Annotated in this window: 17 protein-coding genes, 1 pseudogene and 1 riboswitch; of the genes and pseudogenes, 8 read left to right on the top strand and 10 right to left on the bottom strand. The window is 72.0% G+C overall.

What is annotated here, in order from left to right; translation table 11 throughout:
- Window positions 1-94 precede the first annotated feature (94 nt).
- Window positions 95-1,006 carry a carbohydrate kinase family protein gene (locus tag CP967_RS21815; RefSeq protein WP_229888359.1) on the top strand — a complete coding sequence of 304 codons (912 nt, stop codon included), beginning with the start codon at window positions 95-97 and terminating at the stop codon, window positions 1,004-1,006.
- A gap of 116 nt (window positions 1,007-1,122) precedes the next feature.
- Here CP967_RS21815 and CP967_RS21810 read toward each other — a convergent pair.
- Window positions 1,123-2,405, bottom strand: a pseudogene (locus CP967_RS21810) (ABC transporter substrate-binding protein).
- A 547-nt stretch (window positions 2,406-2,952) separates the two neighbouring features.
- Here CP967_RS21810 and CP967_RS21805 point away from each other — a divergent pair.
- Window positions 2,953-3,795, top strand: coding sequence for a class II fructose-bisphosphate aldolase (locus CP967_RS21805; protein ID WP_150489586.1), 843 nt, complete (start codon window positions 2,953-2,955; stop codon window positions 3,793-3,795).
- Between the two features lie 25 nt (window positions 3,796-3,820).
- A complete protein-coding gene (locus CP967_RS21800) occupies window positions 3,821-4,615 on the top strand; it encodes a DeoR/GlpR family DNA-binding transcription regulator (protein ID WP_150489585.1) in 795 nt (264 codons plus the stop codon).
- A gap of 40 nt (window positions 4,616-4,655) precedes the next feature.
- Here the strand turns inward: CP967_RS21800 and CP967_RS21795 are convergent, their stop codons facing one another.
- Complete coding sequence (locus CP967_RS21795) at window positions 4,656-5,222, bottom strand: hypothetical protein (protein WP_150489584.1); 567 nt, start codon at window positions 5,220-5,222, stop codon at window positions 4,656-4,658.
- A 131-nt stretch (window positions 5,223-5,353) separates the two neighbouring features.
- Here CP967_RS21795 and CP967_RS21790 point away from each other — a divergent pair, with 131 nt between their 5' ends.
- On the top strand, window positions 5,354-5,656 hold the full coding sequence (locus tag CP967_RS21790; protein ID WP_150489583.1) for a hypothetical protein: 303 nt from the start codon (window positions 5,354-5,356) through the stop codon (window positions 5,654-5,656).
- A 61-nt stretch (window positions 5,657-5,717) separates the two neighbouring features.
- Here the strand turns inward: CP967_RS21790 and CP967_RS21785 are convergent, their stop codons facing one another.
- Complete coding sequence (locus CP967_RS21785) at window positions 5,718-7,271, bottom strand: DUF445 family protein (protein WP_150489582.1); 1,554 nt, start codon at window positions 7,269-7,271, stop codon at window positions 5,718-5,720.
- 141 nt (window positions 7,272-7,412) lie between these two features.
- Here CP967_RS21785 and CP967_RS21780 point away from each other — a divergent pair, with 141 nt between their 5' ends.
- Window positions 7,413-8,687 carry an SGNH/GDSL hydrolase family protein gene (locus CP967_RS21780; protein WP_150489581.1) on the top strand — a complete coding sequence of 425 codons (1,275 nt, stop codon included), beginning with the start codon at window positions 7,413-7,415 and terminating at the stop codon, window positions 8,685-8,687.
- Window positions 8,688-8,849: 162 nt separating this feature from the next.
- On the opposite strand, the gene CP967_RS21775 is transcribed toward CP967_RS21780, so the two are convergent.
- The 4 genes from CP967_RS21775 to CP967_RS21760 all read right to left on the bottom strand — a co-directional run bounded on the left by CP967_RS21775 (window position 8,850) and on the right by CP967_RS21760 (window position 12,582).
- Window positions 8,850-9,557, bottom strand: a complete 708-nt coding sequence (locus CP967_RS21775) for a DUF1707 SHOCT-like domain-containing protein (protein WP_150489580.1) — start codon at window positions 9,555-9,557, stop codon at window positions 8,850-8,852.
- 312 nt (window positions 9,558-9,869) lie between these two features.
- Entirely contained in the window at window positions 9,870-10,859 is a 990-nt protein-coding gene (locus CP967_RS21770) for an ABC transporter ATP-binding protein (RefSeq protein WP_150489579.1), read from the bottom strand.
- Window positions 10,860-10,868: 9 nt separating this feature from the next.
- Window positions 10,869-11,789 carry an ABC transporter permease gene (locus CP967_RS21765; protein ID WP_229888360.1) on the bottom strand — a complete coding sequence of 307 codons (921 nt, stop codon included), beginning with the start codon at window positions 11,787-11,789 and terminating at the stop codon, window positions 10,869-10,871.
- Window positions 11,782-12,582 (bottom strand): ABC transporter permease, encoded by an 801-nt coding sequence (locus CP967_RS21760; protein ID WP_150489578.1) that lies wholly within the window; start codon window positions 12,580-12,582, stop codon window positions 11,782-11,784. The genes CP967_RS21765 and CP967_RS21760 overlap by 8 nt, the downstream gene beginning before the upstream one ends.
- 189 nt (window positions 12,583-12,771) lie before the next feature.
- On the opposite strand from CP967_RS21760, the gene CP967_RS21755 reads away from it, so the two are divergent.
- A complete protein-coding gene (locus CP967_RS21755; protein ID WP_150489577.1) occupies window positions 12,772-15,189 on the top strand; it encodes a transglycosylase domain-containing protein in 2,418 nt (805 codons plus the stop codon).
- Between the two features lie 71 nt (window positions 15,190-15,260).
- On the opposite strand, the gene CP967_RS21750 is transcribed toward CP967_RS21755, so the two are convergent.
- The 3 genes from CP967_RS21750 to CP967_RS21740 form a co-directional block, all read right to left on the bottom strand.
- Complete coding sequence (locus tag CP967_RS21750) at window positions 15,261-15,581, bottom strand: DMT family transporter (protein ID WP_150489576.1); 321 nt, start codon at window positions 15,579-15,581, stop codon at window positions 15,261-15,263.
- 36 nt (window positions 15,582-15,617) lie between these two features.
- Window positions 15,618-15,683, bottom strand: a riboswitch (guanidine-III (ykkC-III) riboswitch).
- 140 nt (window positions 15,684-15,823) lie between these two features.
- Window positions 15,824-16,162: a GroES family chaperonin gene (locus tag CP967_RS21745; RefSeq protein WP_150489575.1), complete on the bottom strand. Its 339-nt coding sequence runs from the start codon at window positions 16,160-16,162 to the stop codon at window positions 15,824-15,826.
- Window positions 16,163-16,303: 141 nt separating this feature from the next.
- The gene (locus CP967_RS21740; RefSeq protein WP_150489574.1) at window positions 16,304-16,627 is read right to left on the bottom strand and encodes a DUF3618 domain-containing protein; all 324 of its coding nucleotides are present in this window, start codon (window positions 16,625-16,627) and stop codon (window positions 16,304-16,306) included.
- A gap of 148 nt (window positions 16,628-16,775) precedes the next feature.
- Here CP967_RS21740 and bcp point away from each other — a divergent pair, with 148 nt between their 5' ends.
- Window positions 16,776-17,243 (top strand): thioredoxin-dependent thiol peroxidase, encoded by a 468-nt coding sequence (bcp, locus tag CP967_RS21735; RefSeq protein WP_150489573.1) that lies wholly within the window; start codon window positions 16,776-16,778, stop codon window positions 17,241-17,243.
- Between the two features lie 125 nt (window positions 17,244-17,368).
- The gene (proP, locus tag CP967_RS21730; RefSeq protein WP_150489572.1) at window positions 17,369-18,865 is read left to right on the top strand and encodes a glycine betaine/L-proline transporter ProP; all 1,497 of its coding nucleotides are present in this window, start codon (window positions 17,369-17,371) and stop codon (window positions 18,863-18,865) included.
- Window positions 18,866-18,930 lie beyond the last annotated feature (65 nt).

The raw sequence follows: 18,930 nt of genomic DNA, 5'->3' as shown, positions 1-18,930 counted from the left end.
GACCGGTGGCCGCTCCCGTCCGGGCATGCTTGCCCCATGGGGGACAGCGCGGGGCCCCCGTCCGTGCAGAGTCCTCGGAACAGGGAGCAACACAGTGCACTACGACGTTCTGGTCATCGGTGGTTCCGGCATCGACACCATCGTCCAGGTCGACGAACTCAAGGTCCCCGACAGCGATTCCGTCGGCGTACCGCCCATCCGCGACTACGTCGCCCACACGGGCAACGGCGTGGCCCTGGGCTTCCACGCCCTGGGGCTGCGTACGCAGTTCATCGACTACCTGGGGGACGACCACCTGGGCAGGCAGATCCTCGACCGGTACGTCTCCGTGGGGCTGGACTTCGACCACCTCCCGGCCCCGGCCGGCACCCCGCGCAGCGTCAACCTGGTCGACCGGGAGGGCCGCAGGTTCTCCTTCTACGACGGGCGGCACCCCGAGGACCTCCTGATGCCGATGTCCTTCTACGGCCCCCACCTCGACCGCGCCCGCCACGTCCACCTGTCCCGCTCGCACTTCAACCGTGAGATCTTCGGCGAGGCGGTACGGCGCGGTACGCCCGTCTCGACGGACCTGCACGCATGGGACGGGGTGGACGCCTCGGCCGAACCCTGGGCGTACGGCGCCGACTTCGTCTTCATGAGCGCGGCCACCGTCAAGGACCGCGCCCCCGAGGTGCTGCGGCAGATCATGGCGCGGGGCCGGGCCCGTATCGCGGTGGCCACCGACGGGGCGAACGGCTGCCACGTACTGGAACGGGAAGGCGCGGGCGAGGTACGCCACTTCCCCGCCGTACGGCCCGAACGGCCCGTGGTCGACAGCAACGGCGCCGGGGACGGCTTCCTCACCGCCTTCCTGTACACGCTCCTCGCGGGCGGCGGCACCGAGGACTGCGTACACGCCGGCGCGGTGTCCGGGGCCTTCGCCTGCACCCACCACGGGACGCACGAGGTCCAGATCGGGCGGGAGGAACTGGCCAGGGCGACCGAGCACACCCTGACGGTCTGAACCATCCGGGCCGGACGGCGGGTGGCTGCCCGCCGTCCGGTCCGGGCGGCGGGCACCGGACCCCGTCGGCCGGTGCGCCCTCTCAGCCGGTGTGCTCCCTCAACCGGGGCGCTCCCTCAACCGGTGTGCAGGATCCGGAAGCGGCCCGGTTCCTCCGGGTCCCGGTCCACGACCTGGACCGGCATCCGCTCCCCCTGCCAGATCCCGGTGCCCGGCGCGCGGGAGAACCGGATCTGCCCGCGGGTTCCTTCGACCGCGAGGTGCGGCCAGGACGCGGCGATGCGCTCCCGGTCCACGCCGTGGGAGCGCATCGCTTCGGCGAGGACGGCGATCGTGTCGTACCCCTCGAAGGCGACGAAGGAGGGCTCTTCGCCCAGCCGCTCCCGCAGGGCCTTCCCGACATGTGCGCCGAGCGGGCCGAGACGCTGGGGCAGGTAGCGCAGGAACGGGATCCCCGCGCCGTCGCCGCCCAGCAGCCCGGCCCATCCGGCGAACTCCGGCTGCCCGGCCGGGGCACCGGCCATGACCCCGGCGAGGCGCCGGTCGCGGCGGAGGGCCCTGACGATCGGCACGGCCGGATCCGGCTGGCCGACCAGGAGCAGGAGGGCTGTCGCACCGCTGCCGGCGAGTTCGTCGCACACGGCCGTGGGGGCGTGCGCGTGCGCGTCGAGTCCGATGACGGTGCCACCGCGCGGAGCGAGGTACTCCCGCAGGACGCGGGTCCCGGACTCCCAGTAGACACTCGGCTCCGCCACCACGGCGACGCGGCTGTGGCCCGCGCCGAGGAGGAAGTCCGCGTAGACCCGCCAGCCCCGGGACTGGGGCGGGGCGATGCGCGCGACCCACGGGGTGGGCCGCCCGGTGAGCGCGTCGAGAACCGCCGAGGAGCACAGGAAGGGCAGCCCGAGGGCGTCGGCCCTGGCGGCGGCGGCACGCGCGACGACGCTGTGGTACTCCCCCGCCACCGCGGCCACGCCCAGCCCGGCCAGTTCGTCCACGGCCGCCGCGGCGCCCCGGGGATCGGCCGCGGTGTCCCGGACCACCGGTTCGAGTGGCCGTCCGCCGATCCCACCGGCGTCGTTGACCTCACGGACGGCCAGTTCGAGCCCGGCGAGCAGATGCCGGCCCGCCTCGGTCCAACCGGGGCGCGACAGCGGGACGAGGACGCCGACCCGGACGGGACCGGTCCGGGCGGGACCGGTCCGGGCGGGACCGGTCCGGGCGGACGAGACGTCGGCCGGGCCCGCTCCGGGCGGTGTCGCCGGTGCGTTCATGTCCCGGAGCCCCCCGCCCGGCGGCTCGGTCGCGGTGTACCGGGGCCGAGCGGGGGCAAGGCCCGCCCGCATACGTTCGTCTCGTCCCGCCGCGGCGGGTGCACCTGGGTGGCCATGCCGGACATTGCATCCACCGCCGTCACCGGCGGGCAACCGATTATCGGTTCACCGGACCGAGGGTCCCGGGCCGCCGGGCCGCCGGACCACCGGGCCACCGCGCCGCCGGACCACCGCGCCGCCGGGCCACGAGGCTCCGGGCTCCGGAAAGACGGGAGCCGCCGGAACGGGCCGGGGGCGGTCCACTGCGCCCGGAAGGGAGAACACCGGCCCGGGGGGCCGGGGCGCGATGTGGGCCACCACCCGTAACCCCGATCCTCGCGCCGGTACCGTCCCCCCGCATGTGGATCACCCGGTCGCGGCGCCCGCCGGCCGCGACGGCGACAAAGTCGCCTGCGAGTGAACAAACGGACGAGCGGACGAGGCGAGCAGGCGAGCCGAACACACAGGTGAGTTGAACGGGCAGGCGCGAACAGGACACGACGCCTCCCACATGCCAGCCGCCCCCGGCCCTCCGCCGGGGGCGGCTGATGTTTTCCAATCTGCTTCAAGCACGCTATAAATGAGCAACTTCGAGCACCATCCATCAGGATTCACACATCCCGAAGGAAGCCCATGCCGCTCATATCCACCGGTGTCCTCGCGCACGACGCCCGTACCGCCGCGACGGGCGTCGGGGCCTTCAACGTGGTGCAGATCGAACACGCGCAGGCCATCGTCGGCGGGGCGGAGGCGGCCGGGCTGCCCGTGGTGCTCCAGATCAGCGAGAACACCGCCCGCTACCACGGAACGCTCGAACCGATCGCCCTCGCCGCGCTCGCCCTCGCCCGGGCGGCGAGCGTCCCGGTGGCCGTCCACCTCGACCACGCGACCTCGGCCCCACTGGTCCACGAAGCAGTCGAACTCGGCTTCACCTCGGTCATGTTCGACGCCTCCACGCTCCCGTACGAGCAGAACGTCGCCACGACCCGGGCCGTCGCCGACCACTGCCACGGCCGTGGCGTATGGGTGGAGGCGGAGCTCGGGGAGATCGGCGGCAAGGACGGGGCGCACGCCCCGGGCGTACGGACCGACCCGGACGAGGCGCGGGCGTTCGTCGCCGCCACCACCGCCGACGCCCTGGCGGTGGCCGTCGGCAGTTCGCACGCGATGCTCACCCGGGACGCCGTCCTCGACTTCGCCCTGATCTCCCGGCTGCGTGACACCGTCGGCGTGCCGCTCGTCCTGCACGGTTCGTCCGGGGTCGGCGACGCGGGTCTGGCCAGGGCCGTCGGCGCGGGCATGACGAAGGTGAACATCTCCACCCACCTGAACAAGCTGTTCACCCGGGCCGTCCGCACCCACCTGGACGCCCACCCCCGGGCGGCCGACCCCCGGGCCTACCTCGGCCCCGCCCGTGACGCGGTCGCCGCGGAGGTGACCCGCCTGCTGGGCATCCTGGCCCGTCCCGGGCGATAGGGTTCGCTGCGGACAAGGAGGCCTGGTGGCGGCACACACCCGGTGGACCCGGCTGCTGGAGATCCTCAGCGACCAGGGCCACCTCGACGTACTCGACGCGGCCGAGCGGCTCGGCTGCTCCGCCGCCACGGTCCGCCGCGACCTGGACGAGCTGGCCCGGCAGAACCTGCTGACCCGCACCCGTGGCGGCGCGGTCGTCAGCACCGTCGCCTACGACCTGCCGCTGCGCTACAAGGCGGCCCGCAAGGCCGACGAGAAGCAGCGCATCGCCCGGGCGGCGGCGGAGCTGATCCCCGCCGGCTCCACCGTCGGCATCAACGGCGGGACGACGGCCTCCGAGGTGGCCCGCGAACTCGCCGTACGGCCGGGCCCGGAGGGCGCCTCGGGGAGCGGGGGCCACCCGGCCCTCACGGTCGTGACCAACGCGATCAACATCGCCAACGAACTGGCCGTACGCCCCCATGTGAAGCTGGTCCTCACCGGCGGGGTCGCCCGGCCCAACTCCTACGAACTCGTCGGGCCGCTCGTGGACTCGGTCCTGCGGACCCTGGCCCTGGACTACACGGTCCTCGGCGTCGACGCGGTGCACCCGCGTTTCGGAGCGGCCACCCACGACGAGGCGGAGGCCGGCGCCAACCGGGCGCTCGCCGAGTGCGCCGGCACCGTCGTCGTGGTCGCCGACTCCTCCAAGCTGGGCCGCCGCGCCTTCGCCCAGGTCTGTGAGAGCACGGCGGTGTCCGTCCTGGTCACGGACCGGGGCGCCCCGGACGAGGCCGTCGAGGAGTTCACCGCCCTGGGCATCGACGTACGCCGCGTCTGATCCGCCCTCGGCGGTGGCACAGCGGACGAGCGGCCACCGGTCAGCGGTAGTCCTCCGGGTGGCCCTGCATCCAGGTGTTGATCCGGTCACGGGTACCGACCAGGTCGTCGAAGTGCTTCTCCAGATTCGGCGTGGACACGTCGTCGCCGAGAGTCGTGCGCAGGGTGCCCATCCAGGCCGGCGGCTCCTTGAAGTGGTCCGGGCCCTGCCCGTCCGCCTTCATCGCCGCGTCCAGGCCGTTCAGTTCCTGGTGGACCCTGCCCAGGAAGTAGGCGCAGTCACCGGCACCCGGGGTGCAGGTCTCGTTCAGGGTCGCCTGGAGTCCGGCGAAGGCGTCACGGACCCGTTCGGGGTGGAGGCCGTCGCCTTCGGCACCCGTACCCGGACCGGACGTACCCGGACCGGGCGTCGCGGTCACCGACGGGTCCGCGGCCCCGTCCGCCCGTTCGGCCTCACCGGTGTCCGCCGCGACGGCCCCCTCCTCGCCGGGACCCCCGGGCACGGCGCCCGCCGGTTCGGGGGTGGAGCCGATCAGTGAACATCCCGCCAGACACGCCCCCAGTGCGATCGCCGGTATCGCGGCACGCAGAACTGTACGTACGGACATGAGGCCCCCCTCGTCGACCGGTCCGGAACCCTACCGCCCCCCGTACCACCGGACCGGCCGCCGAGGACGGCGGGACAGCGCTTAACCTCGGACACAGCGGACCACGATGACAGAGAGCGAAGGTGGCGGCGATGGTGAAGGTTCCGGCAGCGGTGGTGGCGGCGAGCGGTCTCGTCGGCGGGTACGGGGTCGCCCGGTGGACGAAGAAGCGCCCCCTGGGCGGGGTCGCGCTCGCCGCGGCGGGCTCGGTGGCCGCCTACGAGTGGAACCGGCAGGCCGGGGCCCGGGCCGCCACCGGGCTGACCGTCGCCTATGTCGCGGCGTTCGCCGGATCGCACCCGCTGGCCAAGAAGGTCGGCGCCTGGCCCGCGGTGTTCGCCGTCGCCGGCGGTGTGGCGGCGGCGTCCTGGGCCGTCACCCGGCGCGGCGCCTGACCCCACGGACGGGCCCGGGGCACGCGTCGGCGGCCCCGGGCCCCACGCGTGCCCGGCCCGCTCAGCCTCCCAGCGCGTGGGAGACCGAGTAGATCGCCAGGCCGGCCAGCGCACCCACCACCGTGCCGTTGATCCGGATGAACTGGAGGTCGCGCCCGATGTGCGCCTCGATCTTCTTCGAGGTCTGGTCCGCGTCCCACCCGGCGACCGTGTCGCTGATCAGCGAGGTGATCTCCGTGCGGTACGTGGTGACGACGTAGGCCGCCGCGTCCTCCAGCCAGCCCTCCAGCTTGCCCTGGAGCCGCTCGTCCGTCGCCAGCCTGGCCCCCAGCGACATCAGCGACGCCCGGGCGCGCAGCCGCAGTTCGCTCCGCTCGTCCTCGGCCGCCGCGATGACCATCGCCCGGACCGCCGACCAGGCGGAGGCGATGACGTCCTGCACCTCACCGCGGCCCAGGATCTCCGACTTCAGCCGTTCCACCCGCGCGCGGGTGTCCGGGTCGGTCTGGAGATCGGCGGCGAAGTCCGTCAGGAACGTGTCGATCGCACCGCGCGCCGGATGGCCGGGCATGTCGCGCATCTCCGTGACGAACCGCAGCAGTTCCTTGTAGACCCGCTCACCCACCCGCTTGTCCACGAAACGCGGGGTCCACCCGGGCGCCCCGCCCTGCACCGCGTCCATCACGGAATCCCCGTGCAGCACCAGCCAGTCGTGGGCCCGGGTGCAGACCAGGTCGACGACCTTGCGGTGCCCGCCGTCCACGACGACCTTGTCCAGCATCTTGCCCATGCCGGGGGCGATCTCCACCGAGTCCGCCCGCCGGGTGATCGCCTCGCCGACCACCGCCTGGACGTCGGAGTCACGCAGCACGGTCAGCGCACCGCGCAGGGCGGTGGCCAGTTCGGCGGTGACCCGGTCGGCGTGTTCCGGCTGCGCCAGCCACGTACCGAGCCGGGAACCCACGCCCAGAGCGTGAATTCGGTCACGGACGACGTCTCCGGAGAGAAAGTTCTCGCCCACGAAGGAACCAAGTGAGGCTCCGAGTTGATCCTTCTTGGTGGGAATGATGGCGGTGTGCGGGATGGGCAGGCCGAGCGGGCGCCGGAACAGCGCCGTGACGGCGAACCAGTCGGCGAGCGCGCCCACCATGCCCGCCTCGGCTGCCGCGGCGACGTAGCCCGGCCAGCCGCCCACACCCGAGTTCTTCGCCCAGGTGGCGAGGACGTACACGAGCGCGACGAGCAGGAGCAGACCGGTGGCGGTGGTCTTCATACGGCGCACACCACGCCGCTTCTCCTCGTCGGCGGCGGTGTACGCGAAACCCCCCAGACCCCCGGCCGCACCCGCGGTCCGCCGCTCACCGGCAGGCCCGCCCCCGGCCGCACGCCCGCCCGGAGCCGCCCCCGGCGGTACGCCGGACGGCGCGCCGCCCACCGCGACCGCGCCCGTATCCGGTGTCTCCTCCGGCCGCGCCGGCGGCCCCGGCTCCCGGCCCTGCCCCGTATCCGCTTCCCCGCCCTGCCCCACACCCGCACCCGTACCCGGTTCCGCGCCGGGGTCCGGCCGCTCCGCACCGGGGCCCGTGCCCGCTCCCTGCCCCGCGTCCTTTTCCATCCGCTCCACCTGTCCGCCGGCGCGTCACCCGTGTCGTACGCGATTGTCCCTGCCTGACCTACTCCCGGGCCGCACGCCGAGTTCCCCAGGGCCTGTCGCATGATGGGACCAGCAAGATCATCGCAAGGAGAACCACCACCCATGCCCAGGCGCCAGGGGTACGCCCTGCTCATCGCCCTCGTGGCAGGCACTGCCGCATTCGCCGCAGCACTCGCCTTCGGTACGTCGCTGATCACCGCGGACCGCCGCTCACCGTCCTTCGACGACGGACGCGCACGGTCCGTACCGCGCAATCCCGTCCCGGCCGCCACCCCCGCCGCACCCGCCAACGCGGCCGGCACCTGGATCGTGACCTGGACCGGGGCGCCCGTCAGCGGCGAACCGGACACCGAGAGCGGTTACCCGGGCCATGTCATCCGTAACACCGTCCACACCAGCATCGGCGGTGACGCGGCCCGCATCACCCTGTCCAACCTCTTCGGCACCGCGCCGCTCGTCATAGACCAGGCCACCGTCAACACCCGCCCGGTCACCTTCGAGGGCAGCGCCACCGTCACGATCGCGGCCGGCCGGCAGGTCGTCAGCGACCCCGTGACCGTCCCGGTCGCCCCGGACGCCGATCTCGTCGTCGCCCTGCGCACCCCGGCCGGCGGCGGGCCCGTCACCTACCACCCCAACACCCACCAGACGTCCTACCTGGCCGACGACAAGGGCACCTGGTCCACCGCCAACTGGCGCTACCTCACCGCGGTCGAGGTCCTGAACGACACCGCGCCGGGCGCGATCGTCGTGATCGGCGACTCGCTCACCGCGGGCAGCGGCTCCACCACCGACGCCAACACCCGCTGGACGGACGTGCTCTCCGACCGCCTCCAGCACCGCTACGGCATCGCCAACCAGGGGATCGCCGGGAACCGGCTGCTGCTCGACAGCCCGGCCACCCGGGGCGGCATCGGCGGCCAGGCCGGAATCCACCGCTTCGAACGCGATGTGCTCTCCGTCTCCGGGGCGAAGACCGTGATCGTCTCGCTCGGCATCAACGACGTCCAGCAGGCACCCGCCGAGCCCGACGCCGGACGCATCGTGGACGGTCTCCGCTCCCTCGTGGAGCGCGCCGAGGCACGCGGTCTGCGCGTCGTGGGCACCACCCTGACGCCGTTCGGCGGGTTCCCCACCTGGACCCCGGAGCGCGAGGCCGTGCGCCAGGCGGTCAACGAGCGGATCCGGTCCGGCGGTGTCTTCGACGACTTCGCCGACTTCGACCGCGCCGTACGCGACCCGTCCGCCCCCGCCCGGGTGCTGCCCGCCTACGACTCCGGCGACGGGCTCCACTTCAACGACACCGGTTACCAGGCACTGGGCGACCTGATCGACCTCACGGCCCTCTCCGGAGCCCCGAAGGCCGGCGCCTTCTGACACCCGCGCCCGCGCGGACGCCCGGCCCTGACCGCGCGGGCTGCCTCCACCACCGGGCCCGGACCCGTCCTCGCGGGCCCCTTCCGCCACCGGGCCCGCCCCGGACCGGGCCGCGCAAGCCCCAGCCACCGCCCGGACCGGCCCGGACCGGGCGCCGGGCGCTCAGTCCCCGTCCCGCTTCTCCAGCCGGCCCCGCGGCTCGTCGCGCTCCGCCGCCCTGAGCCGCTGCCGCTGCGCCTTGCTCCACTTGCGGTCCACACCCACCCCGCCCATCAGGGCGAAGCCGGTCACCCGGACCCGGGGCGCGTCGGGCGCCGGGTCGTCGAAGGCGGCGTCCTTGGTCTGCTCGTCGAACCCGCCCATGATGCCGACCCCGTTGACGTGCAGATGGACGTCCGGGGACACCTTCACCTGGATCCCGCCCATGATCGCGAAACAGCGGATCACGACCTCGCGGTCCTCGAAGTCCGCCTCGCGCAGGTCGATCTCGCCCCCGCCCCACATCGCGAACGCGGTGAACACCCGGCTGACCGTCCAGCGGCCCTTACGGCCGAACCCGCCCCAGAACGCGAAACCCCCCGAGGACGTCGCGGGCTTCCCGATCCGCCGCGACCAGTCCACCGCCCCCGCCGCACGCCCGGCGGACACCGCGGCCGGACCGCTCACCGGCGCCACCGCCGTGCCCGGCGCGGGGAGATCCCGCACCAGCGGCTCCAACTCCCCGTGCGTACGGGCCTTGTACGTCGCGTCGAGCCTCTGCTCGAACTCGTCCATCTCCAGCCGGCCCTCGGCCACGGCCTCCCGCAGCGTCTCGGCGATCCGCTCACGTTCCGCATCGGAAGCCCGCATGTCCGGACGTTCACTTGTCATGCCGAGCAGCCTATAGAGCAACCCGGACACCGCCTAAGGGCTGCTCCGCAATCCGTGGTGGACCGGCGCACGGCGTCAGGCGGCAGAGCCCCTCCCACACCGTTCAGGCTGTGGGGGAGCGCTGCGAGGCGGAGGGGGTTCACCTACGGACGGAGGCGCCCCCAGACGGAACCACCGGGGGAGTACGCGGACGTCCCGGCGACACCGCGCGGTGCCGTGGCTGCCGTCGCACGCCCGCCGGGAAGCACAGGACAGCCCTCGACGGCCCCGGCCGCGAAAAGGGGACCCGGCCGGCCCGCGGTACCGGGCCCCTCAGGTGTTCCGGTCACCGGCCTCCCGGCCGGCCGCGTACATCTTCGCGATGACCGCCTCGATGTCCGGCTCCCGTACCGACAGGTCCACCAGCGGGTGGGCCGCCGCCAGCCACGCCACCAGCGGAGCCGCCGACGCCGACGCGGGGAACGCCAGCCACTGCCGGGGGCCTTCCACCTTCACCACCCGGGCGGAGAGCTCACCGGGCGGCTCGACCGGCGGCAGCTCCCTTTCCAGGTCGACCACCAGGACGCGCTCGCTCCGGCCCGCCTCGTGCAGCCCGTCCAGCGCCCCGTCGTACACCAGGCGCCCGTGGTCGATCACCATCACCCGCCGGCACAACTGCTCGATGTCGGTCAGGTCGTGGGTGGTCAGCAGCACCGTCGTGGACCGCTCGGCGTTCAGATCGCGCAGGAAGTCCCGCACCTTCACCTTGGAGATCACATCGAGCCCGATCGTCGGCTCGTCCAGGTACAGCACCTCCGGATCGTGCAGCAGCGCCGCCGTGATGTCCCCGCGCATCCGCTGCCCCAGCGACAGCTGACGCACCGGCACGTCCAGCAGGGCACCCAGGTCCAGAAGCTCCACACAGCGGTCCAGGTTCTCCCGGAAACGCCGGTCCGGGACCCGGTACATCCGGTGCATCAGCCGGTACGAGTCACGCAGCGGCAGGTCCCACCAGAGGGTGGTGCGCTGCCCGAACACCACCCCGATCCGGTGGGCCAGCCTCGTACGCTCCCGGGAGGGGTCGATCCCGGCCACCCTCAGCCGGCCCCCGCTGGGGGTGAGGATCCCCGTCAGCATCTTGATCGTCGTCGACTTGCCCGCGCCGTTCGGCCCGATGTAACCCACCATCTCCCCGCGCGGCACCCGGAAGCTGATGCCGTCCACGGCCCGTACCTCCTGCCGCTCCCGCCGCAGGAAACCCGCTTTACGACGTACGTCGAAGACCTTCTCGACCCCGTCGAGTTCGATGAAATCGCTGTCCACGCCCACTCCTCAGCTCCCCGTGCTGCGGTACGACCGCAGCCCCGTCCGCCACGCCAGCCCGGCGAGCACCAGGCACCCGCACGCCACGGCCGGCCCCAGGAAAGCCGCCCAGGACGGCAGCCCCAGCGGATAGTCCCGGTCCAGCACGTACAGCGTGGGCAGCCAGCTCACGAAGGCCAGCGGCACCACGAACGTCACCCCGCGCACCAGTTCCTTCGCGAAGACGGCCGGCGGGTACTGCAACAGCGTCGTCCCCCCGTACGTGAACGCGTGCTGCACCTGCGAGGCGTCCTGCGCCCAGAACTGGAACGCCGCCCCCGCCACGAACACCGCCCCGAAGATCGCCGCCCCGGTCAGCACCATCAGCGGCAGCATCAGCACCTTCAGCGGTGTCCAGTCCACGTCCACACTCACCAGGGCGTACCCGAGCACCACCAGGCCCTGGGTGAGCCGCCCCACCCGGCGCAGCGCGAACCGGTCCGCGGCGATCTGCGCCAGCACCGGCACCGGCCGCACCAGCAGGGTGTCCAGCGTCCCGTCCCGCACCCGCCGCCCCAGCCGCTCGACCGAGCCCATCAGCAGATCCGACAGCCCGAACGCCGTCGCCGACGTCCCGTACAGCAGCGCGACCTCCGGCAGGGAGTAACCCGCCAGCGCGTCCACATGGGTGAACATCAGCATGATCGTCACGAAGTCGAACGCGGTCACCATGAAGTTCGCGGCCGCCGTCATCACGAACGACGCCCGGTAGGCCAGCGTGGACCGCACCCACATCGCCACGATCAGCGCGTACGCCCGCACCCCTTCGACCGCACGCGAGCGCCGGTCGAACCCGGCCTCCTCGAACCACTCCGCCCCGGCCTCGGCCCTCCCGGCCCGCTCCGCCCCGGTCTCGGCCCTCCCGGCCCGCTCCGCCCCGGTCTCAGCCACCCTGGACCACCACCCTCCTGGTCGCCACCGACTGCAGCAGCCGCCCTGCCAGCAACAGCGCCACCGCCCATCCGGCCTGGAAGGCGTAGGCCCGCACCAGGCCCCAGCCCGTGTGCTTGCCGAGGAACACATCGGCGGGGACCTGCAACAGCGAGGACCACGGCATCGCCCGCGCGACCTCGCCCAGCAGTCCCGGGAACAGCGTCAGCGGCAGCACCATGCCGGAGAAGAACAGCCCCGCGAGCATCGAGATCTGCATCGCGCCCGCCCCGTCCAGCAGCCAGAACGCCGACAGGGCCACCAGGAACCGCAGCGCGAAACTCACCACCGCCCCCAGCGTCACCGACACCAGGAAGGCCACCCACGTCACCGGTGAGCCCGGCAGCGCCAGATCGAACGCCAGCGCGCCCAGCGCCATCGGTACGACACCCCGCCCCAGCAGCTGGAACGCCGCCCGCCCGAGGTCCCCCGCCAGCCACCACAGCTGGAGGTCCACGGGCCGGTACAGGTCCACCGCGATGTCACCCGTACGGATCCGCTCGACCATCTCCTCCTCGAAACCGCCGCCCATCATCGCGCAGGCCGCCAGCAGCGCCTGCCCCAGCCACACGTACGTCAGCGCCTCGGACATGTCGTACCCGCCGAGCCGGGGGCGGGTCTCCCACAGCGCCATGTAGGTGTACGCGACGATGAAGCCGAAGACGGTGTTGGTGAACACCCCCGCCGCCGTCGCCACCCGGTAGGTGGCGTACCGCCGGAACCCTCCGGCCGCCACCACGGAGTAGAGCCGCACCACGTCCCCCTCACCCCGGCACACCGGACACCCGCCGGACGCGCCTCGACGGCACTCCGGACCAAAGCGCACGACGCTAGTCCACCCGGGGCGGCCGCCGCGACCCGATTTCCGTAACGGATCCAGGGGTCAACGGCACAAAAAGGGCACTATGGGACAATCACTCGTCGTCGAGGAGCCACCACCGTCATGAGCAACGAGCCACCACAGCACAGCTCAGACCCCGGTCAGCAAGGCCCCGAGGACCGGACCCCCCAGGACCCCCCGGCCGCGGAGCACACACCCGGCCCCGGCCACCCGGCCGACGCGCACACCCCGGACCCCGCCCCCACGGACACGGACGGCGCACCGGGCGAAGCGGACGGCGCCCGCAAAAAACGCAAGCGCCCCAGGCGCACCGGCTGGCGGCGGGCCGTACCCACCTGGCGCATGGCCCTCGGCGCCACCGCCGTCCTCGCCCTGCTCCTCGCCGGCGGCTTCCTCATCGGCTACCAGCTCGTCGACATCCCCGCCGCCAACGCCGCCGCCACCGCCCAGTCCAACGTCTACCTGTACGAGGACGGCGACGTCATCGCCCGCGACGGCGAGATCAACCGCGAGAAGATCCCCCTCTCCCGCATCCCCCGCGACATCCAGCACGCCGTACTCGCCGCCGAGGACCGGGACTTCTACTCCGAGGACGCCATCGACGTGAAGGCCACCCTCCGCGCCGGCTGGAACACCGTCACCGGCAAGGGCCGCCAGGGCGGCTCCACCATCACCCAGCAGTACGTCAAGAACTACTACCTCGGCCAGGAGCAGACCCTCGTCCGCAAGGCCAAGGAGTTCTTCATCTCGATCAAGCTCGACCGCGAACAGAGCAAGGACGAGATCCTCGAGGGCTACCTCAACACCAGCTACTTCGGCCGCAACGCCTACGGCATCCAGGCCGCCTCCCACGCCTACTACGGCAAGGACGTCGACGAACTCGGCATCGGCGAAGGCGCCTACCTCGCCTCCCTGCTCAACTCCCCCAGCAACTACGACGTCGTCGTCCACCCCGAGAACCGCAAGGCCGTCCTCGCCCGCTGGAACTACGTCCTGGACGGCATGGTCAAGGAGAAGTGGCTCAGCTCCTCCGACCGCGAAGCCATGTCCTTCCCCGTACCCGGCGAGGCCAAGCCCGCCACCGCCCTCTCCGGACAGCGCGGCTACATCGTCCAGGCCGTCGAGGAGTACCTCGCCGCCAACAAGATCATCGACACGGAGACCCTCGCCACCGGCGGCTACCGCATCACCACCACCCTCCAGAAGGGCAAGCAGGACGCCCTCGTCGCCGCCGTCGAGGAGAACGTCCTCGCCAGGACCGACGACGAACGCGAGGCCGACCGCAACGTCCGCGCCGGCGGCGCCTCGGTCGACCCCGCCAACGGCCACGTCGTCGCCCTCTACGGCGGCGTCGACTACACCAGGCAGTACGTCAACAACGCCACCCGCCGCGACTACCAGGTCGGCTCCACCTTCAAACCGTTCGTCCTCGCCGCCGCACTCGACAACGGCTCCACCACCCAGGACGGACGCGTCATCACCCCCAACACCCGCTACGACGGCACCAACGAACGCACCGTCCAGAGCAAGGCCGGCTCCACCGGCTACTCCCCCGCCAACGAGGACGACGTCGACTACGGACACATCACCGTCCGCGAAGCCACCGACAAGTCCGTCAACGCCGTCTACGCGCAGATGGCCCAGGACGTCGGCCCCGAACAGGTCAGAAGCACCGCCGTCGCCCTCGGCATCCCCACGGACACCCCCGACCTCACCGCCTCCCCCTCCATCGCGCTCGGCCCCGCCACCGCCAGCGTCGTCGACATGGCCTCCGCCTACGCGACCCTCGCCGACCACGGCAGACAGCGCCCCCACACACTCGTGGTGAAGATCAGCAAGGACGGAACCGATCTCGACCTCCCCGCCAGGGACGCCCGGCAGGCCATCAGCCGCAAGGCCGCCGACACCACCACCTCCGTCCTGCTGAGCGTCGTCAAGGGCGGCACCGGCACCGCCGCCCAGGCCGCCGGCCGCCCCGCCGCCGGCAAGACCGGCACCGCCGAGGAGGACCGCGCCGCCTGGTTCGCCGGCTACACCCCCGGCCTCGCCACCGTCATCGCCGTCATGGGCCAGGACCCCGAGACCGGCATCCAGAAATCCCTGTACGGAGCACTGGGCCTCGCCCGTATGAACGGCGGCGGCGCACCCGCCCAGACCTGGGGCGCCTACACCCGGGCCGCCCTCCGGGGCAGCGAGGTGCAGGGCTTCGAACTGGACGCGGAGGAAGGCCCCGAGGAGGACGACCCCGACGCCTCCGGCAGCCCGGACCCCTCCAGGGCCCCCGAGGACACCGGCGACACCGAGGAAGCCGAAGGCGGCGACACCTCTCCCCCGGGCGGCTCCCCCGCCGACCGCCGCACCGCGAAACCCGCCACGAAACCCACCGCGAGAACCACCGCGGGCGGCACGGCGGACACGAAGCCCACCGCACCGCCCACGAAGAACACACCGGCCGCCCCGGCACCGGGACCCCGCCAGGAGACGGCCGGCCCCACCCCCGCCACCGGCTCCCACGGCTGAGCAGGACGGCCGGGAAGACGGACGAAGAGGGGCGCCCGGCTCGCGGCGCCCCTCTCGACCCGTCCGGAGCCTCAGTGCCCCGAGGTCGCCTTCAGACCCACCACCGCGACCAGCAGCAGACAGACGAAGAAGATCCGGGCCGCCGTCACCGGCTCGTTCAGCACCACCATGCCCAGCACCGCGGCACCCGCCGCACCGATCCCGACCCACACCCCGTACGCCGTCCCGATCGGCAGCGTCTTCGCCGCCTGCGACAGCAGCATCATGCTGGCCACGATCCCCATACCGGTGAACACACTCGGCCACAGCCGGGTGAACCCCTCGGTGTACTTCATCCCGATCGACCAGCCCACTTCCAGCAGACCCGCGACGATCAGCAGCACCCATGCCATGACGGCACCTCCACACGACGGAACACACGGACAACAGGTGCGTCGTCTTTGCGGAAACCCGGTACGGCGCGTCTCGTCGGGAACATCCACCGTAACAAGCGCCGCCGCCCACGCGAAAGGCCCGGTGACCACGGTCACCGGGCCCTCCCCCACACGGCCGGTCCACGCGGACCCTCCACGCACACCGCCCGCGTGAACCATCCGCGCGAAGCCCCGCGGCACCCCGCGGGCACCGCGTCCCGCTACAGATACAGCCCGGTCGAATCCACCGCACCCTCGAACCGGTCCGCCGCCACCGCGTGCAGGTCCCGCTCCCGCATCAGCACGTACGCCACACCGCGGACCTCGACCTCCGCACGGTCCTCCGGGTCGTACAGCACCCGGTCGCCCGGCTCCACGGTCCGCACGTTCTGACCGACCGCGACCACCGCGGCCCACGCCAGACGCCGGCCCACCGCCGCCGTCGCCGGGATCAGGATGCCGCCGCCGGAACGCCGCTCACCCTCGGGGGAATCGGACCGGACCAGCACGCGGTCGTGCAGCATCCGGATGGGCAGCTTGTCGTCGGTGTTCTCACTCACGCCCCGAAACCTACCTGCCCCGGCCCCGCCCGCACGCCCCAGGGCCACGACCCGCCCTCCCGGACACCGGACCGACCGGCGGGGCGGACACCGGCGAACGCCCCGGGCACCACGGCCGCGGCCCCCGCCGCACCCGCGGACTCAGCAGCGCTTCCTGCGCCGCGACGACACCACCAGCAGCGAAACCGCGCCCGCCACCAGCAACGCCGCCGGAACCACACGCTCCAGGCGGGGCGAACCGTCCTCCGCCACGAACTGCGCCTTCACATCCGACACCGACCGGTTCACCGCGACGAAAGCCCGCCCCGCCGTCCGGTCCACCGTGGACGCCACCTTGGCCTTCGCGTCACCCATGATCGTCTTGGGGTGCACCCGCACACCGATCTCGTCCAGCACCAGCGCCAGCTGCTCACGCCTGCCGATGATGTCCGCCTCGATCTGCGCAGGGGTCCTGGTATCCGACACTGCGCCGCCTCCGTGGTCGTCGTCCGGTAAACCTTCATCGACAGTCTGTCAGCTCGGCCGCCCGTACACCCGGCGGCACCCCCTACTTCCCCTGACACGCCCTACTACGCTCGGTCCCGTACAGCCCGCCTGCCACCCGAGGAGAACCATGAGCGAGCGACTCCAGCCCGGCGACACCGCACCCGCCTTCACCCTTCCGGACGCCGACGGCAAGGACGTCTCGCTGGCGGACCACAAGGGCCGCAAGGTCATCGTCTACTTCTACCCCGCCGCACTTACCCCCGGTTGCACCAAGCAGGCCTGCGACTTCACCGACAACCTGGAACTCCTCTCCGGCGCGGGCTACGACGTCATCGGCGTCTCCCCCGACAAGCCGGAGAAGCTCGCCGCCTTCCGCGAGAAGGAGAACCTCCAGGTCAAGCTGGTCGGCGACCCCTCCAAGAAGACCCTGGAGGCCTACGGCGCCTACGGCGAGAAGAAGCTCTACGGCAAAGTGGTGACAGGCGTCATCCGCTCCACGATCGTCGTCGACGAGGAGGGCAAGGTGGAGCAGGCTCTCTACAACGTCAGGGCGACGGGCCACGTAGCCAAGATCATCAAGGATCTCGGCATCTGACCCTTCGGCCATCCCTTGGCCGAAAACATGTGACCGGCGTCGCATTCGGCCGTGAATTCGGTTTGCAGCCGCCATGACCGCGCAGAAGCCTTTCCTGGAACACCCTTCGAGGAAAGGAACCGGCCATGGCGGCCTCCGACCCCCACCAGGCGGCCGACCCTGAAGCGGTCAAACGCCATCCCGCCCTCTTCCGTGCCATCAGGAAGCGCCAGAACCCCCGGCTCCGTCGGACCGACATCACCGTCACCGACGACCAGGCGGTCAAGCGCGCGGTGAAGGCGGCCTCCCTCGGTAACGCCATGGAGTGGTTCGACTTCGGCATCTACTCCTACCTGGCCGTCACCATCGGCCACGTCTTCTTCCCGTCCGGGAACGACACCACCCAGCTGCTCTCGTCCTTCGCGACCTTCGCCGTCGCCTTCCTGGTCCGGCCGCTGGGCGGCATGTTCTTCGGACCGATGGGCGACAAGATCGGCCGCAAGAAGGTCCTCGCCCTCACCATGATCCTCATGGCGATCGGCACCTTCGCGATCGGCGTCATCCCCTCCCACGACACCATCGGGATCTGGGCACCCGTCCTGCTGATCGTCTTCCGCATGCTCCAGGGCTTCTCCACGGGCGGCGAGTACGGCGGCGCCTCCACCTTCATCGCCGAGTACGCCCCCGACAAGCGCCGCGGCTTCTTCGGCAGCTTCCTGGAGTTCGGCACCCTCGCCGGCTACGTCGGCGCGGCCGGCCTGGTCACCGCCCTGTACGCGGTCCTGGACACCCCCCAGATGGAATCCTGGGGCTGGCGCATCCCGTTCCTGGTCGCCGGACCCCTCGGCCTGGTCGGCCTCTACCTGCGGCTCCGGCTCGACGAGACCCCGGCCTTCCAGAAGCTGGAGGGCGGCACCGCCCACGCCACCGAGGCCGCCGACCACGTCGAGTCCACCGCCAAGGGCGATCTGGCCAAGATCTTCCGGCAGTACTGGCCGACGCTGATCCTCTGCATCGCCCTCGTCGGGGCGTACAACATCACCGACTACATGCTGCTGTCGTACATGCCGACCTATCTCTCCGACGAGCTCGGCTACAGCGAGACCCACGGTCTGCTCATCCTGCTCGTGGTCATGGTCTTCCTGATGCTGATCATCAGCCGGTTCGGCAAGATGTCCGACCGCTTCGGCCGCAAACCGCTGCTGATGGCCGGCATGCTCGGCTTCCTCTTCCTGTCCCTCCCCGCGTTCCTGCTGATCCGCCAGGGCAGCATCGTCGCCATCACCGCCGGCATGCTGATGCTGGGCCTCTCCCTGGTCTGCATGCTGGGCACGATGTCCGCCGCGCTCCCGGCGCTCTTCCCGACCAACGTCCGCTACGGCTCCCTGTCGGTCGGCTACAACCTCTCCGCGTCGATCTTCGGCGGCACGACCCCGCTGGTGATCACGGCCCTGATCAGCTGGTCCGGCTCGAACCTGATGCCGGCGTACTACGCGATGGCCGCGGCCCTGATCGGCGTGATCGCGGTCGCCTGCATGAAGGAGACCGCCAACAAGCCCCTGGCCGGCTCCCCGCCCTCGGTGGAGACCCCCGAGGAGGCGGTCGAACTGGTCGAGGCCCAGAGCCCGGACCCGAAGTTCTGACCCACGCGCACCCCGCGGAAGGGCCGGTACCGCTTCACAGTAAGCGGTACCGGCCCTTCCGCATC

This window comes from Streptomyces nitrosporeus (assembly GCF_008704555.1).
GTDB lineage: Bacteria > Actinomycetota > Actinomycetes > Streptomycetales > Streptomycetaceae > Streptomyces > Streptomyces nitrosporeus.
Note: the sequence above shows the minus strand (reverse complement) of the source record. Positions and strands in the feature narration are given on the sequence as shown.